Annotated in this window: 15 protein-coding genes and 1 pseudogene; 10 read left to right on the forward strand and 6 right to left on the reverse strand. The window is 75.4% G+C overall.

Features of this window, described 5'->3' with window-relative positions; all coding sequences use genetic code 11:
- The first annotated feature begins 2 nt into the window (after positions 1-2).
- The 9 genes from ACZ466_RS33060 to ACZ466_RS33100 all read left to right on the forward strand — a co-directional run bounded on the left by ACZ466_RS33060 (position 3) and on the right by ACZ466_RS33100 (position 10,021).
- Positions 3-1,076, forward strand: a complete 1,074-nt coding sequence (locus ACZ466_RS33060) for a Gfo/Idh/MocA family protein (RefSeq protein WP_378287745.1) — start codon at positions 3-5, stop codon at positions 1,074-1,076.
- The gene (locus ACZ466_RS33065) at positions 1,073-2,059 is read left to right on the forward strand and encodes an SDR family NAD(P)-dependent oxidoreductase (protein WP_378287746.1); all 987 of its coding nucleotides are present in this window, start codon (positions 1,073-1,075) and stop codon (positions 2,057-2,059) included. The genes ACZ466_RS33060 and ACZ466_RS33065 overlap by 4 nt, the downstream gene beginning before the upstream one ends.
- Positions 2,056-3,243: a glycosyltransferase gene (locus ACZ466_RS33070; protein ID WP_378287747.1), complete on the forward strand. Its 1,188-nt coding sequence runs from the start codon at positions 2,056-2,058 to the stop codon at positions 3,241-3,243. Before ACZ466_RS33065 ends, ACZ466_RS33070 begins: the two co-directional genes overlap by 4 nt.
- Entirely contained in the window at positions 3,240-4,382 is a 1,143-nt protein-coding gene (locus tag ACZ466_RS33075) for a DegT/DnrJ/EryC1/StrS family aminotransferase (protein ID WP_464041782.1), read from the forward strand. Before ACZ466_RS33070 ends, ACZ466_RS33075 begins: the two co-directional genes overlap by 4 nt.
- 73 nt (positions 4,383-4,455) lie before the next feature.
- A complete protein-coding gene (locus ACZ466_RS33080; protein ID WP_464041783.1) occupies positions 4,456-5,727 on the forward strand; it encodes a glycosyltransferase in 1,272 nt (423 codons plus the stop codon).
- Positions 5,724-7,253 (forward strand): oligosaccharide flippase family protein, encoded by a 1,530-nt coding sequence (locus tag ACZ466_RS33085; protein ID WP_378287762.1) that lies wholly within the window; start codon positions 5,724-5,726, stop codon positions 7,251-7,253. Before ACZ466_RS33080 ends, ACZ466_RS33085 begins: the two co-directional genes overlap by 4 nt.
- Positions 7,237-7,911 carry an acetyltransferase gene (locus ACZ466_RS33090; protein ID WP_378287749.1) on the forward strand — a complete coding sequence of 225 codons (675 nt, stop codon included), beginning with the start codon at positions 7,237-7,239 and terminating at the stop codon, positions 7,909-7,911. Before ACZ466_RS33085 ends, ACZ466_RS33090 begins: the two co-directional genes overlap by 17 nt.
- On the forward strand, positions 7,911-9,014 hold the full coding sequence (locus ACZ466_RS33095) for a DegT/DnrJ/EryC1/StrS family aminotransferase (RefSeq protein WP_378287750.1): 1,104 nt from the start codon (positions 7,911-7,913) through the stop codon (positions 9,012-9,014). Before ACZ466_RS33090 ends, ACZ466_RS33095 begins: the two co-directional genes overlap by 1 nt.
- A 26-nt stretch (positions 9,015-9,040) precedes the next feature.
- On the forward strand, positions 9,041-10,021 hold the full coding sequence (locus tag ACZ466_RS33100) for a right-handed parallel beta-helix repeat-containing protein (protein ID WP_378287751.1): 981 nt from the start codon (positions 9,041-9,043) through the stop codon (positions 10,019-10,021).
- Between the two features lie 9 nt (positions 10,022-10,030).
- Here ACZ466_RS33100 and ACZ466_RS33105 read toward each other — a convergent pair whose 3' ends face one another.
- Together ACZ466_RS33105 and ACZ466_RS33110 are read right to left on the reverse strand one after the other, a co-directional pair.
- Positions 10,031-11,347: an O-antigen ligase family protein gene (locus tag ACZ466_RS33105; RefSeq protein ID WP_378287752.1), complete on the reverse strand. Its 1,317-nt coding sequence runs from the start codon at positions 11,345-11,347 to the stop codon at positions 10,031-10,033.
- Between the two features lie 11 nt (positions 11,348-11,358).
- A complete protein-coding gene (locus tag ACZ466_RS33110) occupies positions 11,359-12,105 on the reverse strand; it encodes a hypothetical protein (RefSeq protein WP_378287753.1) in 747 nt (248 codons plus the stop codon).
- Positions 12,106-12,266: 161 nt separating this feature from the next.
- On the opposite strand from ACZ466_RS33110, the gene ACZ466_RS33115 reads away from it, so the two are divergent.
- A complete protein-coding gene (locus ACZ466_RS33115; protein WP_378287754.1) occupies positions 12,267-12,905 on the forward strand; it encodes a hypothetical protein in 639 nt (212 codons plus the stop codon).
- Here the strand turns inward: ACZ466_RS33115 and ACZ466_RS33120 are convergent.
- From ACZ466_RS33120 to ACZ466_RS33135, 4 genes and pseudogenes are all read right to left on the reverse strand, one after another.
- Complete coding sequence (locus ACZ466_RS33120; RefSeq protein ID WP_464041784.1) at positions 12,868-13,092, reverse strand: WecB/TagA/CpsF family glycosyltransferase; 225 nt, start codon at positions 13,090-13,092, stop codon at positions 12,868-12,870. The two genes, ACZ466_RS33115 and ACZ466_RS33120, sit on opposite strands and share 38 nt — an antisense overlap.
- A gap of 70 nt (positions 13,093-13,162) precedes the next feature.
- Positions 13,163-13,714: pseudogene (locus ACZ466_RS33125) on the reverse strand (WecB/TagA/CpsF family glycosyltransferase); the annotation flags it as partial.
- Positions 13,711-14,949 (reverse strand): hypothetical protein, encoded by a 1,239-nt coding sequence (locus tag ACZ466_RS33130; RefSeq protein WP_378287756.1) that lies wholly within the window; start codon positions 14,947-14,949, stop codon positions 13,711-13,713. The gene ACZ466_RS33130 and the pseudogene ACZ466_RS33125, both read right to left, overlap by 4 nt.
- Entirely contained in the window at positions 14,946-15,605 is a 660-nt protein-coding gene (locus ACZ466_RS33135; RefSeq protein WP_378287757.1) for a hypothetical protein, read from the reverse strand. The genes ACZ466_RS33130 and ACZ466_RS33135 overlap by 4 nt, the downstream gene beginning before the upstream one ends.
- Between the last annotated feature and the right edge of the window lie 83 nt (positions 15,606-15,688).

Consider the following 15,688-nt stretch of genomic DNA (forward strand, 5'->3'; position numbering starts at 1 on the left):
CCTTGTCCACGACCATCGGGGTAGAGGCCATCGGCCTGGCGGTGATCGGCGCCGGGTACTGGGGGCCCAATCTGGTCCGGACCGCCCAGGCCACTCCGGCGCTGCGCCTGGAGTGGCTGTGCGATCTGAACGAGGAACGTGCGCGGGGCGTGCTCGGCCCGTACACGACCGTGCGGGCCACGGCGTCGTACCAGGACGTCCTGGACGACCCCGCCGTCAAGGCCGTCGCCATAGCGACCCCCGCCGCGACGCACTTCGACCTGGTGCGCGCGGCGCTGGAGGCCGGAAAGCACGTCCTGGTGGAGAAGCCCCTCACGCCCACCGTGCACGAGAGCGCCAAGCTGGTCGAGCTCGCCGAGCGGGCCGGGCTGGTGCTGATGTGCGACCACACCTACTGCTACACCCCGGCCGTCCGGAAGATCCGCGAGCTGATCCACGGCGGCGAGATCGGCGACATCCAGTTCGTGGACTCGGTGCGCATCAACCTCGGCCTGGTCCAGCCCGACGTGGACGTGCTGTGGGACCTGGCCCCGCACGACCTGTCGATCCTGGACCACGTGCTGCCCGGCGGCGTCACGGTCGAGGCGGTGGCCGCGCACGGCGCCGACCCGATCGACGCCGGGCGGCTGTGCATGGCGCACCTGTCGGTGTGGCTGTCGACCGGGGTGATGGCGCACGTCCACGTGAACTGGCTCAGCCCCACCAAGATCCGCACGACGGTGATCGGCGGGTCGCGGCGCACGATCGTGTGGGACGACCTCAACCCCGTCCAGCGGATCGCGGTGTACGACCGGGGCGTCGACCTGGCCCCGGCGGGCTCGCTCGACCCGGCCGAGCGGCACCAGGCGCTGATCAGCTACCGGGTCGGCGACGTCCTCGTTCCGGCGCTGCCCGAGCGGGAGGCGCTGCGGGAGGTGATGGCCGAGTTCGCGGCGGCGATCGCCGAGGGGCGCCCGGCCCGCACCGACGGCCGCGCGGGCCTGCGCGTGGTCGCCCAGCTGGCCGCCGCCAGCCGCAGCGCCGCGTCCGGCGGCCGCCCCGTCCGCCTCACCGAGCGCACCAAGGAGAACGCATGATCGCAGGATCCCGCTGCCTGGTCACCGGCGGTGCCGGCACGATCGGCTCCACCATCGTCGACCAGCTCGTCGAGGCGGGCGCCGCCGAGGTTGTCGTGCTCGACACCTTCACCCGCGGCCGGCGCGCCAACCTGGCCGCCGCCGTGGCCGAGGCCGGCGACCGGGTCCGGGTGGTGGAGGGCGACATCCGCGACCGCGCGCTGGTGCGGGCGCTGATGGACGGCGTGGACGTGCTCTTCCACCAGGCCGCGATCCGGATCACCCAGTGCGCGCAGGAGCCGAGGCTGGCCCTGGAGGTGCTGGTCGACGGCACCTACGAGGTCATCGAGGCGGCGGCGGACCACCGCGTGCGCAAGGTCGTGGCGGCCTCGTCGGCGTCGGTGTACGGGACGGCGACCGCGTTCCCCACCCCCGAGGACCAGCACCCCTACGACAACGACACCTTCTACGGGGCGGCGAAGGCGTTCAACGAGGGCATGCTGCGCAGCTTCCACGCCATGCGCGGCCTGGACTACGTGGCGCTGCGCTACTTCAACGTGTACGGGCCGCGCATGGACGTCCACGGCCTCTACACCGAGGTCCTGATCCGCTGGATGGACCGGATCGCCGCCGGGGAACCGCCGCTGATCCTCGGCGACGGCCTGCAGACCATGGACTTCGTCTTCACCGAGGACATCGCCCGCGCCAACCTGCTGGCCGCCGAGTCCGACGCCACCGACGCGGTGTTCAACATCGGCTGCGGTGTGGAGACGAGCCTGCGCGAGCTGGCCGAGGCGCTGCTGCGCACCATGGACGCCGCGGACCTCGGCCTGGAGTTCGGCCCGCCCCGCGCGGTGAACGGGGTGGAGCGGCGGCTGGCCGACATCTCCGCCGCCCGCGAGCGCCTCGGCTGGAAGCCGCGGATCGGGCTGGAGGAGGGGCTGCGGCGCCTGGTCGACTGGTGGCGCGCCGAGCGCGCCGCCGGGGACCCGGGGGCGCCGTGATCGTCTACTTCGCCGGGACGGCCTACGACGGCGTCGCGGGCACGGACCGGCAGCTGGCCGACCGGCTCGCCGCGCTGGAACCCGTCCTGTACGTCGATCCGCCCATCTCGCTCGTGACGCCGCTGCTGCGCCCGCACCTGGCCGGTTCCCTGGACGGCCCGCCGCTGCGCAGGCAGGCCCGCGGCCTGTGGCGGCTGATCCCGCGCGTACTGCCGGGCGCGTACCGGCCCGGCGTGCACCACGCCAGCGCCGCGCTGGTGCGCCGCGCCGTCCGCCGGGCGGCGCGGCGGCTCGGCGGCCGGGTCACGGCCGTCGTCATCGCCACCTACGACGCCGGGCTGCTCGGCGCCGTGCCGGGCGCCCGGACCGTCTTCTACGCCACCGACGACCTGGTCGCCGGGGCGGACCTGATCGGGCTGCCGAGGCGGCGGCTGGAGGCGGCCCGCGACCGGCTCCTGACGGGCGCGGACGCGGTCGTGGCCGTCTCGCCGCACCTTCAGGACGACTTCCGCGCGCGCGGCACGGACGCCGCGATGATCCCGACCGGCTGCGCCCCCGGCGCCTACGACGGCATCGACGACGCCCCCTGGCCGCCCGGCCTGGAGGACTTCGGCCGCGACCGGCCCGCCGCCGGGTTCGTCGGGCACATCAACGCCCGGATCGACATGGACGTCCTGGAGGGCGTGGCGGCGGCCGGGCATCCGCTGCTGCTGGTGGGGCCGCACGACCCGTCCCACGAACCGGCCCGGTTCCGGGCCCTGACCGCCCGCCCGAACGTCCGCTGGACGGGCCGCAGGAGCTTCGCCGAACTGCCGTCCCACATGCGCGTCATCAAGGTCGGGCTGACCCCGTACGCGCGCAGCGCCTTCAACGACGCCAGCTTCCCCATCAAGACCTTCGACTACCTGGCCGCCGGACGCGCCGTGGTCGCCTCCGAGCTGCCGTCCACCCGCTGGCTGCGCGACCGCGACCCCGAGGGCGCGGAGCTGATCAGGGCGGAGGCCGGCGCGGCCGGGTTCGTCCGGGCGGTCGGCGAGGAGCTGGCGGCCGAGGCCCCGGCCGGGACGGCCGCGCGGCGGCGCCGGTTCGCCGAGCGGCACGACTGGACCCATCGCGCCCGGGATCTGGCCCGGGTGCTCGACATTCCCGCCGGAAGCGCACGAGAGGAGGTGCCCGCGCCGTGATCCCCGTGATCCCTGTGATCAAGCCGGTACTGGGCGAGGAGGAGGCCGCCGCGGTGGCCGAGGTGGTGCGGTCGGGCTGGGTGGCCCAGGGGCCGCGGGTCGCCGAGTTCGAGACCGCGTTCGCCGCCAGGGTCGCCGCGGGCCACGGCGTGGCGACGTCCTCGTGCACGACGGCGCTGCACCTGGCGCTGCTGCTGGCGGGCGTGGGGCCGGGCGACGAGGTGGTCGTGCCGTCGCTGTCGTTCATCGCCACCGCCAACGTCGTCCGGCACGCGGGCGCCGAGGTGGTCTTCGCCGACGTGGACCCGGTCACGGGCAACGTCACCGGCAAGACCGTCGAGGTGGCGCTGACCGGCCGCACCCGCGCGGTGATCGCCGTCGACCAGGGCGGGGTGCCGGTCGACCTGGAGGAGATCCGCACGCTGTGCGATCCGCGCGGGATCACGGTGGTCGAGGACGCCGCGTGCGCCGCCGGGTCGGTCTACCGCGACCGGCCGGTCGGGGCGGCGGCGGAACTGGCGGCGTGGTCGTTCCATCCGCGCAAGCTGCTGACCACCGGCGAGGGCGGCATGCTGACCCTCCCCGACGGGGAAAGGGCGAAGCGGGCGCGGCGGCTGCGCGAGCACGGGATGAGCGTGAGCGCCGCCGAGCGGCACGCCAGCGATCGGGTGGTCATCGAGGAGTACGGCGAGACCGGCTTCAACTACCGGATGACCGACCTGCAGGCCGCGATCGGGCTGGTCCAGCTGGGCAGGCTGGACGCGATCATCGGCCGCCGGCGCGCGCTGGCCGCCCGCTACCAGCGGCTGCTGGCGGAGATCCCCGGCATCGCGTGCGTGCGGGATCCGGGCCTGGGCCGGACCAACTACCAGTCGTTCTGGATCGTCCTGCCGGACGACTTCCCGGTGGGCCGCGACGACCTGCTGCGCCGGATGCTGACGGCGGGCGTGTCGGCCCGGCGCGGGATCATGGCGGCGCACCGCGAGCCCGCCTACGCCGACGTGCGCGGGCGGCGCACCGCCGACCTGCCGGTCACCGACCGGTTCGCCGAGCGCTCGCTCATCCTGCCGCTGTTCCACGAGATGACCGCGTCCCAGCAGGACCGGGTGGTCGAGACGATCACGGCGGCCGCCTCATGACCGAGCGAAGCGAGGGCATGAGGCGGTTCTTGCCGGGGGGTGTGGGGGGTCGTCCCCCCACGAGGGAGACAGCATGAGCGGGGAGCTGAACATCCTGGTGTATCCGCACGACATGCGGATCGGCGGGAGCCAGCTGAACGCGATCGAGCTGGCCGCCGCCATGCGCGGGCTGGGCCACCGGGCCGCGATCATCAGCGAGCCGGGCCCGCTGGTGGAGCGGGTCCGGGAGGAGGGCCTGGAGCACTTCACGCTCGATCCGGGCCGCCGCCGGCCCGCGCCGTCCACCGTGCGGCGGCTCCGGGCGCTGGTCGCCGAGCGCGGGTTCGACGTCGTGCACGGCTACGAGTGGCCGCCCGGCCTGGAGGCCTTCCACGCGGTGCGGAACCGCCGGGACGCCGCCGCCGTGTGCACCGTGATGTCGATGGCGGTCGCGCCGTTCCTCCCGCCGACGCTGCCGCTGGTGGTCGGGACCGAGCAGATCAAGCAGGACGTGCTCGCCCGGCGCGGGCGCAGGCCCGGCGCCGTCCACCTGATCGAGCCGCCGGTGGACGTGGCCGCCAACGCGCCCGGCCACCCGGCCGAGGAGTTCCGCAGGCGGTTCGAGCTGGAGCCCGGACCGATCGACGTGGTGGTGGTGAGCAGGCTCGCGGCCGAGCTGAAGCTGGAGGGCCTGCTCACGGCCGTGGACGTGGCGGGGCGGCTGGCCGCCGAGACCGGGCTGCGGCTGGTGGTCGTCGGGGACGGCCCGTGCCGCGATCGGGTCGAGGCCCGCGCCGCCGAGGCCAACGCCCGCGCGGGCCGGCGCGCCGTGGTCCTCACCGGGCAGCTGGACGATCCGCGCCCCGCGTACGCGTCGGCGTCGATCGCGCTGGGCATGGGCGGGTCGGCGCTGCGCGCGATGGCGTTCGCCAAGCCGCTGGTCGTGCAGGGCGAGCGCGGGTTCTTCGAGCCGCTGACGCCCGAGTCGGCCGGGATGTTCCTGGAGCAGGGCTGGTACGGCATCGGCGGCGAGGGCGCCGACCGGCTCGAGACGATCCTGCGCACCCTGGCCGGGGATGCCGCGCGCCGCCGCGAGTTGGGGGAGTTCGGGCGGCGGCTGGTGGTCGAGCGGTTCAGCCTGGACGGGGCGGCGCGCGTCCAGGAGCGCATCTACCGCGACGCCCTCGACGCCGCCCGTACCGGAGCGGGCGCGCTGGCCGTGCGGCGGGACGCGGCGAGCACGGTGGGCCGCGTCCTGGCGTACAAGGTCGAGCGCCGTGCCCGCCGCCTGCGCGGCGCGGTCGCCCTGGACGACTTCAACGCAGTCGCCTCCAAGGGCGCGGCCGCGCGGAGCAGCCCGCGGTGAAGCGCTGGACGAACCCCCTGAAACGGCTGGCCGTGGGGGAGGACGGGACGCTCTTCGGCAGGGCGTCGCGCGCCCTGGGCTGGAGCCTGGTCAACACGGCGGCGGGACGGCTGGGGACGCTCGCCATCGGGATCGCGCTGGCCCGGATCCTCGGGCCGACCGAGTTCGGGGTGTTCGCGGTCGCGCTGGTGGCGCTGCTGGCCGTGCTCAGCTTCAACGAGCTGGGCGTCAGCCTGGCGATCGTCCGCTGGCCCGGCGACCCGCGCGCGATCGCGCCGACGGTCGCGACGCTCTCGCTGGTGTCGAGCTGCGCGGTGTACGCGGGCTGCTTTCTGGCGGCGCCCGCGTTCGCGTCCGCGATGGGCGCGCCCTCCGCGACCGGGGTGATCCGGCTGCTCACCCTCAACGTCGTGATCAACGGGCTGGTGGCGGTGCCCGCCGCGCTGCTGCAGCGCGGGTTCCGCCAGGACCGCAAGATGCTGGCCGACCAGGTGAACAACTGGGGCGGCGCGGCCGTGTCGATCGCGCTCGCCGCCGCCGGGACGGGCGCGATGAGCCTGGCGGTGGGACGGCTGGCGGGCGCCGCGGCCTCGGCCGTGCTGCTGGTGCGGGCGTCCCCGGAGCCGCTGCGGTTCGGGTTCGACCCGGCCGCGGCGCGGAGGCTGCTGCGCTTCGGGCTGCCGCTGGCCGGGTCGAGCGCGGTGGTGTTCGCGGTCGGCGGCGTGGACCAGCTCATCGTGGGGCACGTGCTCGGCCCGACCGCGCTGGGCTTCTACGTCCTGGCGTTCAACCTGTCGAACTGGCCGGTCGCGATGTTCTCCCAGCCGGTCCGCAGCGTCGCGCCCGCCGCGTTCGCCCGCATCCAGCACGATCCGCCCGCGCTGCGCCGCGCGTTCCTGTCCACGGCGGGGCTGCTGGCCGGGCTCACGCTGCCGGTCTGCCTGCTGCTGGCGGGCGCGGCCGAACCGCTGGTCCGGCTGGTGTACGGGACGTCCTGGGAGCCGGCCGCGGCGGCGCTGCTGTGGCTGGCGGTCCTCGGCGGGCTGCGGATCATGTTCGAGCTGTTCTACGACTACTTCGTGGTGCTGGCCCGCTCCCGCGCCGTGTTCGCCGTGCAGGCGGTGTGGCTGGCCGTCCTCGTCCCGGCGCTGGTCGCGGGTGCCCGCCTGGACGGGATCGCCGGGGTCGCCGTCGCGCACGTGCTCGTCGCGGCGCTGGTCGTGCTGCCGCTGTACCTGTGGGAGCTGCGCCGCGCGGGCGTCCCCCCGGCGCGGGTGCTGGGACGCACCGCCCTCCCGGCGCTGCTGGCGGCGGCGGTCGGGCTCGCCGCCTGGGCCGCGCACACCGCGATCGACCTCGACGTACTGGCGCTGGCGGTCGCGGGGACCGCGGCGGCGGCCGCGTTCGCCCTGCTGTTCCGCCCGATGCGGGACGCCCTGCGCGCGCTCCGCGCCATCGACGGGCGCGCCGACGACCCCGAAGAAGACCGGACGACACTGGAGGCGGCCGATGCCGGAACCGGATGACCTGATCATCGTCGGCGCGGGCGGCCTCGGCCGCGAGGTCGCGCAGGCGGTGACCGCGCTGCCCGCCTGGCGGCTGCTGGGCTTCGCCGACGACGACTTCGACAGGCGCGGCACCGCCGTCGACGGCGTGCCCGTCCTCGGCGACGCGGAGGAGACCGCCAAGGCGCACGCGACCGCGCGGCTGGCGGTGTGCACCGCGAGCCCGCGCGACCCGTCGGTGCGGCGGCGGATCGTGCGGCGGCTGGGACTGCCCGCGCGGCGCTACGCCACGCTCGTCCACCCGGCGGCGTGGGTGTCGCCGTCCTCGCGCGTCGGCCCGGGGTCGGTGGTGCTGGCGCAGACCGTGCTGACCGCGTCGGTCCGGGTCGGCGCCCATGTCGCGATCATGCCGCACGTCACGCTGACGCACGACGACCAGGTCGAGGACTTCGTGACGATCGCGTCCGGGGTGCGGCTGGGCGGCGGCGTGCGGGTCGGGTTCGGCGCGTACCTGGGCGCGGGCGCGCTGGTCCGGGAGGGCGTCTCGATCGGCGCGGGCGCGCTGGTCGGGATGGGGTCGGTCGTGCTGCGCGACGTGCCGCCGGGAGAGGTGTGGGCCGGTTCGCCCGCCCGCCTGCTGCGCCCCGCGACGAAGGAGAAACGGAAGGAGGGACAGTGATGGCCGAGGTGCCGTTCGTCGACCTGGCCGCCGCGCACGCCGAGGTGGAACGTGAGGTGCTGGACGGCTTCCAGCGCGTCCTGGCCTCCACCGCGTTCGTGCAGGGCGATGACGTGCGGGAGTTCGAGGAGGAGTACGCGCGGTTCACCGGCGCCGGGCACTGCGTCGGCGTCGCCAACGGCACCGACGCCCTCGAACTGGCCCTGCGCGCCCTCGGCACCGGCCCCGGCGCCGAGGTCGTGCTGCCCGCCAACACCTTCGTCGCCACCGCCGAGGCCGTGGTCCGGGCGGGCGCCCGCCCGGTCCTGGTCGACGCCGAGCCCGGCGACCTGCTGATCGACCCGGAGCGGGCGGCCGCGGCGGTCGGGCCGTCCACCGCGGCGATCGTCCCCGTGCACCTGTACGGGCGGCTCGTCCCGATGGACCCGCTGCTGGACCTCGGCCCGCCCGTCCTGGAGGACGCCGCCCAGTCGCAGGGCGCCCTCCACGACGGCCAGGGCCTGTTCGGCGCCGTCGCCGCCACCAGCTTCTACCCGGGCAAGAACCTCGGCGCCTACGGCGACGCGGGCGCGGTCGTCACCGGCTCGGCCGAGCTGGCCAGGACGGTGCGGCTGCTGCGCGACCACGGCAGCGAGCGCAAGTACCGGCACGAGATCGTCGGCTTCAACTCGCGGCTGGACACCCTCCAGGCGGTCGTCCTGCGGGCCAAGCTGCGCCGCCTGGCCCGGTGGAACGACCTGCGCCGCGCCGCCGCCGCCCGCTACGCCGAGCTGCTCGACGGCGTCCCGGGCCTGGTCCTGCCCTCGCCGCCCGGGACGGGTCCGGGCGGCGGGCAGGAACACGTGTGGCACCTGTACGTCGTCCGCGTCCCCGCGCGCGACGAGGTGGCCGGCCGGCTCGGCGACATGGGGGTGCGCTGCGGCGTGCACTATCCCGTCCCCGTCCACCTGCAGCGGGCGTTCCGGTACCTGGGCCACGGCCCCGGCGACTTCCCGGTGGCCGAGCGCGCCGCCGGGGAGATCCTGTCGCTGCCGATGTTCCCGCAGATCACCGCGGCGCAGCAGGAGCGGGTCGCGGCCGCCCTCCACAAGATCCTCGGCTGACCGCCGCATCCCTGGAAGGGAGCCCGATGGCCCTGTCGAGAACGGCCCCCGTGCTGGCGGCCGTCGCGTGCCTGGCCGCCACGGCGTGCTCGGGCGCCGGCGACGATCGTGCGGGGGAGCGCAAGAGCGCCCGCTCCCCGCAGGTCCCGCCGTCCGCGACGCCCAGCGCCGCGCCCACCGCGTCGGTGCCGGTGCCGCCCCTCCAGCTCAAGAGCCCCGCGCCGGTCGGCGGCGAGGGCTCCCGCGTCACCTGGCCGACCCTCGGCACCGTCGGCGTCCCGCGCGGCAAGAAGCTGCGCCGCAGCGGGCCCATCACGGTCCGGCGGAACGGGGCGGTCATCGACGGCCTGCGGGTCTCCACCGAGATCAACGTGGAGGCCGACAACGTCACCATCCGCAACACCCAGGTCGTCGGCGCCGGGCAGTGGGCGATCATCCAGCGGAAGGGCCGGTCCGGGCTGCGGGTGGAGAACTCCGAGATCAACGGGGACGGCCGGACCAAGGTGCAGTACGGCATCGTCAACCACGGCGGCATGATCACCGCCCGCCGGGTGCACGTCCACACCGTCTCCAACGGCATCAACACCGACCACGGGCTCGTCGAGGACTCGGTGGTGGACGGCCTGAAGGAGTTCCCCGGCGACCACGTGACCGCCGTCCAGTCCAACTCGGGGCCCGCACCCGGGCTGTCGCTGGTCGTCCGCAACAACGTGCTGCTGAACCCGGTCGCGCAGACCTCGGCGGTCTCGATCTACCAGGACTTCGGGCGGGCGCACGACGTCACCGTGGTCGGCAACCTGCTCGGCGGGGGCGGCTACGCGCTGTACGGCGGCAAGGGGAAGTTCGGGCGCTCGTCCAACATCAGGGTCATGCGGAACGCCTTCACGCGGCGGCACTTCAAGAAGGGCGGGTTCTACGGGCCGGTCACCGCGTTCGAGCGGTCCGGGCGCGGCAACGTGTGGCGCGACAACGTGTGGCACGACACCGGCAAGCCCGTGAAACCCTGAGCCGGCCCTTCAGGCCGCGGCGCCGGGACGGGTGAGCCGCCACAGCGCGCCCGTGCAGCCCAGGCACAGGAACGTCAGGTTCGCCGCCATCGGGAAGCTGAAGGCGTCGAACGTCGCGAACGAGGCCACCGCCACCGCCATCGACGCCGCGAAGCACTGCGCCAGGTGCCGGGTGACCGGATCGGCGCTCGCCTTGCGGGCCTTGCGCGCCAGCACCCATCCCGTGACCAGCACCGTCAGCATCGCGGCGAGCCCGAGCAGCCCGGTCTCCACCAGCGTGAGCAGGTACTGGTTGTCGAGGATGCGGTAGGTCTGCGGGAGGTAGGTGCCGAAGCCCTGCCCGAACCAGGGCCGCTCCGCCACCGCCTCCCCGATCACCGCGTAGTCGTTGGTGCGGGTGACGGTGCTGGAGTCGCTGCCGATCGAGGACACCAGGCTGGTCAGCGTGCCGATCAGGCCGGGCACCACCGCGCGCAGCGCCACCGACAGCAGCCCGACCGCCAGCAGCGCCCACACCCGCCACATCGCGGGCCAGATCGGCAGCACCACCAGCCCGACGACGACCATGCCCAGCACCGCCGACCGGGACACCGTCATCGGCAGCACCACCATGATCAGCCCGACCGGCAGCCAGGCCCGGAACCGCTTGCCCTCCTCGGAGTGGATCGCGCCGTGCAGCGCCAGGGGCAGCAGCATCGCCAGCACCACGCCGAACTCGATCGGGTGGGTGGCCGTGGCCATCGGCCGGTTGAACTCCTCGCGCTGCAGGAGCGAGGTGTAGGACGTGCTGGTGCTCAGCCCCGGGAACGCCAGGTGCCCGGCCAGGTCGAACCCGGTGAAGAACTGCACGGCGCCCAGGACGGCGATGAACCCGCCGCCCGCCACCAGCCTGCGCCGCACCGCCTCCAGCCGGTCCAGGGACGGGATCCCGTCGGCGGCCAGCAGCGCCACGCCGATCCAGCCCAGCATCAGGATCAGCCCGCGGTCGGCGCCGTTGGCCTCCAGCCCGGGGAGCGAGCGGCCCATCGCGGCGGCGTAGGCGGCCAGGATCGAGCAGCCGAACAGCACCACCACCGAGCGGACCGGCTGCGGGCCGCGGATCGGCGTGGTCCGCGCGGTGATCATCGAGCTGAGGTACCAGCCCAGGCAGAGCACCGCCATGATCCCCGCCGGGGTCCCGGCGGCGCCCAGCGGGCCCACGACGAACCGGGCGGGCACCACGGTCAGCATGACCACGAAGACGCTGAGGACGGTGACCGCGTCCACCCGTCCGAGCGGCCGCGGGGCCTCCGGCGCCGGCGCGGCGGGTGTCGAGAGGAGGCCCATCGGAGCCCTGGTCAGTCTCTCGACCTGCGGACGAGCCCGGCGCCCGCGCTCTCGCCGTTGGCGGACCCGGTGAGATCCGGCAACGTGACACCGTTGGGCTTCTCCGGGGCCGGGTCCGGCGCCGGCGCGGGTTCCGGGTCCGGGGCACGGCCGCGCCTGCGCCGCTCCGACAGCACCTCGGCGAACAGCGGCACCGCCACCGTGAGCGCCAGCCCCACGAACAGGGCCATCACCAGGACGCGCAGCTTGCCGGTCGCGGCGAGGGCCGCCTTCGGGCTGGCGGTGACCACGCTCGCCTTGATCTGGGCGCGTTCGGTCACGCCCTCCTCGACCTGGATCTGCGTCAGCCGCCGCGGGATCTCGGCGACCAGCGCGTCCAGCGTCGCCTTGGTGACCCGCGGGTCGTCGCCGGAGACGTCCACGGCGAGCACCGGGCCGGTGGAGTCCTGCGCGACGCCGATCTCGTAGGCGGCCGTCAGCCCCCGGCCGCGCAGTCCGGCGGCGGTCCGGTCGTCCATCATCTCCCGGCCCACCACCTCGGCGGTGACGGTGAGGGAGCTGTCGAACACCAGCCACGGGTTCCCGCCCGCCTGCCTGGCCTGGAACGGCGAGGCCAGGAACACCAGGTTGGCCCTGGCCTCGTAGGTCCAGGGCGTCACCGTCGCCGCGGCGCCGACGCCGCCCAGCGCCAGCAGCAGCAGGGGCACGGTCAGCTTCCACCTCCTCAGCAGGATGCCTATCCAGTCGAGCAGATCCACCCGTCCCCCTCGGTGCCCCCGCCGCCCCCGGCGGGGCCGTCGATCACCATCGTGCGGACCGGCCGCGGCCCCGTCACCCCTCTGGCCACACCTGGCGAGGTTCGACCGCCGCCGCGGGCCCCGTGCCACGATGGCGGGGACCGACGGGGCGGGAGCGGGCTGTGACGATCCGGCATTTCGGGGGAGCGCTGCGGCGCCATCCGGTGGTGACGCTGGCGGCGGTCACGCTGACGCTGCTGCTGGCCCTGCACGTCAAGACGGCCCGTCCCGACTACGAGGTGCGCTCGGCCATCACGCTGCTGTCGCCGCGCGCCCCGTTCCCCCGCAACGCCTACGCGGGCTTCACGCCCGCGCTGGTGACCAACGCCGAGATCTCCGCGCGCACGATGGGGTCGGAGGCCGGGCGGCGGCAGGTCCGCGCCGCCGGGGGCACCGCCTCCTACCAGGTGCTGCTGGCCAACCGGGGCAACATGGAACAGCCCATCCATGATCAGCCGCACCTCACCGTGACGGCGGTCGCGTCCACCGCCGAGGACGCCCGGCGCACCCACGCCGCCGTGCTGGAGGTGATGTGGCGGCAGCTGCTGGACCGGCAGCGGGTCCAGGGCGCGCTGCCCGGCTCGCTGATCTCCTGGCAGGTGACGGCCGGGAGCGGGCGGCCGGTGCCGGTGACGGGCCGGCCGTCGCGGCGGCTGCTGGCGATCGGCCTGCTGGGCGCGGTGCTGACGCTGTACGCGGCGGTCGCCGCCGACCGCCGGCGCGTCACCGTGGCCTCGCGCCCGGCGGCCGCCCGCGCCTGAGGAGGCGGGACGCGGCGCCGCGCAGCGCCTCGCCCGCGGCCGCCCCCGCGACCAGCGCCACGAAGGTGAAGTTGGTGGTGAAGTAGCGCGGCCCGAGCCGCAGCGGCTCCTGGATCACCCGGTAGAGCCATTCGAGGCCGTGCCGCTGCCACCACTCGGGCGCCCGCCGCACCTCCCCGGCCAGCACGTCGAACGTCCCCCCCGACGCCGTGCGCGACGCACGCGCCCGTCCGCGCCGCCCAGTCCCGGATGAACAGCTCCTTCATCGGCGAGGAGACGCCGATGAAGAGCAGGTCGGTGCGGGCCTCGCGGATGGAGTCGGCGATCTCGGGCGCCTCCGCCGAGGAGAAGTAGCCGTGCCGGGACCCGGCGATGACCAGCGCGGGGAAGCGCCGCCGGACCTCCGCCAGCGTGCGCTCCAGCACGTCGGGGCGGGCGCCGAAGAAGAACACCCGGTCGCCGCGCCGCTCGGCCTCCGGCAGCAGCGCCAGCATCAGATCGATCCCGGCGACCCGTTCGGGCAGCGGCTCGCGCAGCAGCCTGGACGCCCACACCACCGACTGGCCGTCGGCCAGGACCAGGTCGCAGCCCAGCACGGCGCGGCGCAGCCCGTCGTTCTGGCGCAGCCGGACGATCTTGGCGGCGTTCAGCACCCCGATGGTCAGGGGCGTCCGCTGCTCGACGGCCTTGACACAGGCGGCGACCGTCTCGTCGATGCTCAGCGGGTCCAGCCAGACCCCGAGGAAGTGCCGCCTGGACGGCGCGGGACGTGCGCCGCCGTACCGTCCGGTGTGCTGCTCGCGCTTCATGCGTGGTCCTCCAGCCAGGAATACAGCAGCCAGCCGAGCTCGTAGGGGCGGCACTCGCGGTCGACCGCGCCGGGCGGGAACGCCCGGTCCAGCGCGGCGGCCCGCCACCCGGGGCGCAGCAGGGTGGTGGCGGCGCGCGCGCCGCGCACCGCCTTGCGCGGGTCGCGGCGCGCGACCTTGCGCCAGGTCATGACCGGGTCGCCGGGCATCAGCGGCTCGCCGGTCTCGGGCGGCGCGGCCAGCCAGCCGACGCCGCGGGCGATCGCGCCGAGGTGGTCGGCGCCGCCGGCCTCGGCCAGGTCGAGCAGCGCCATGGGCGCCATCGCGTGCTGGTGCACGCTGTAGACGGGGTAGCCCTCGACGACGCCGCCGGTGCGGGCGTCGTAGTGCCACCACCACTGGCCGCCGGGGCCCTGCGCGGCGCAGATCGCCGCGGCGACCCGGTCGGCCGCCGCGACGGCCTCGCCGTCACCGAGCCGGGCCAGTGCCTGGACGGGGTACACCTGGTCGGCGAAGCAGCCGACGTGCGCGCGGTAGCGGGGGACCAGGCCGCGCCCGCCGACCTCGTGGGTGTACAGGGCGCGGCCGCGCAGGCCGTCCAGGAGGCGGCGGCGGGACCGTTCGAGGTGCTCGGCGGCCGGGTCGGCGCCGGCGTCGCGGGCGGCGGCGAGGGCGGACGCGACCCAGGCCGCGTCGACGGTGTAGACGGCGCCGCGCCCGGGACGGTCGGCGGCGGCGAGGCGCCGCAGCGCCTGCGGCAGCCCGTCGTGGCCGGTCTCGGCCGCGGCCCAGGCCACCAGCGCGATGTCACCGAGCGAGGTGACCGCGTCCGGGCCGGTGGCGGCGAGCCGGGGCAGCAGCGTCCCGGTCAGCTCGGCCGCCGACTGGCCGCCCAGCGCGGCCCGCTGCTCGTCCGGCGGCAGCAGCCGCGCGCCGAGCGCCACGATCGCCGCGTACCGCAGGCTGCGCCCGGCCGGGACGGCGCGGTGCCGCGTCGCATCGCCGCTGGCGGTCGGGCCTTCGGGCTCGCCGCGCATTGTGAACACGAACGGGCCCGACTGGTTGTGGCGCATCCGGGGCAGCCCCCGCACCGCCTGGCCGAGCAGCCCGGCGATCACGTCGCGGGCGGCGCCGTCGGCGGCGCCCAGCCTGCGCAGCCGGGCCGGGTCCGTTACCGGCGCGGCGGGCCGGGACGCGTCGGCGGGCGGGGACGCGTCGGCGGGACCGGCGGTCATGCCCGCCTCACCGCGATCAGCGACTTGGTCAGCCCGGCGACCCGCTCGGACAGGATCAGCGAGCCGGGGAAGTAGGCCCGCATCTCGGTGCGGCTCAGCAGCTCCACCTCCAGCACCGCGCGCAGCGCCTCCGCGCGGTCGGCGGGCGGGGTGTGCACCAGCGGCCAGTGCCGCGCCACGGTGACCTTCGCGGGCGGCGGCAGGAACTGCATCCCCGGGCACACCCAGTGCGGCTCGACGGGGAAGTAGCGGTAGGGCGTCTGCACCCAGTGCCGGTCGGCGAGGCGGTGCACGGCGTCGGCGAACATGCGGCGCCGGGCGTGCCCGCCGACGTGCTCCACCACCGAGTTGGAGACCACCAGGTCGTAGCCGCCGGCCAGGATCTCCGGCGGCAGCTCGCAGGCGTCGGCGTGGTCGGCGCGCAGCCAGGCGGGCGGGTCCTCGGGCGGTTTCTCCAGGTTGACCAGGTGCACCCGGGCCGGGCGGACCGGTGCCCGCCGCCAGGACTCGGCGGTCCCGCCCAGATCGATGACCGACATCTCCCCGAGATCGGGAAAGGCGGCGAGCAGCCGGTCCCAGCGGCGCGCGCGGTAACGCGCGCCGAGGGAACCCGGCGCGTCCACGAAACGATGACGCAATGCGTGCAGTCGGCTCAACGCATCTCCCCGAACCCGTTTCCCCGTCGTCGGCCCCAATATTGCGTCCGCGTTCCTCGGAAAAGCCACCGAGTAAAGTGGCC

The organism is Actinomadura rugatobispora (genome assembly GCF_055379765.1).

Excerpts from the sequence above, each read along its gene's own strand:
- ACZ466_RS33065 (WP_378287746.1), top strand. The coding sequence starts at position 1,073 with ATGATCGCAGGATCCCGCTGCCTGGTCACCGGCGGTGCCGGCACGATC.
- ACZ466_RS33080 (WP_464041783.1), top strand. The coding sequence starts at position 4,456 with ATGAGCGGGGAGCTGAACATCCTGGTGTATCCGCACGACATGCGGATC.
- ACZ466_RS33090 (WP_378287749.1), top strand. The coding sequence starts at position 7,237 with ATGCCGGAACCGGATGACCTGATCATCGTCGGCGCGGGCGGCCTCGGC.
- ACZ466_RS33095 (WP_378287750.1), top strand. The coding sequence starts at position 7,911 with ATGGCCGAGGTGCCGTTCGTCGACCTGGCCGCCGCGCACGCCGAGGTG.
- ACZ466_RS33100 (WP_378287751.1), top strand. The coding sequence starts at position 9,041 with ATGGCCCTGTCGAGAACGGCCCCCGTGCTGGCGGCCGTCGCGTGCCTG.
- ACZ466_RS33105 (WP_378287752.1), bottom strand. The coding sequence starts at position 11,347 with ATGGGCCTCCTCTCGACACCCGCCGCGCCGGCGCCGGAGGCCCCGCGG.
- ACZ466_RS33130 (WP_378287756.1), bottom strand. The coding sequence starts at position 14,949 with ATGACCGCCGGTCCCGCCGACGCGTCCCCGCCCGCCGACGCGTCCCGG.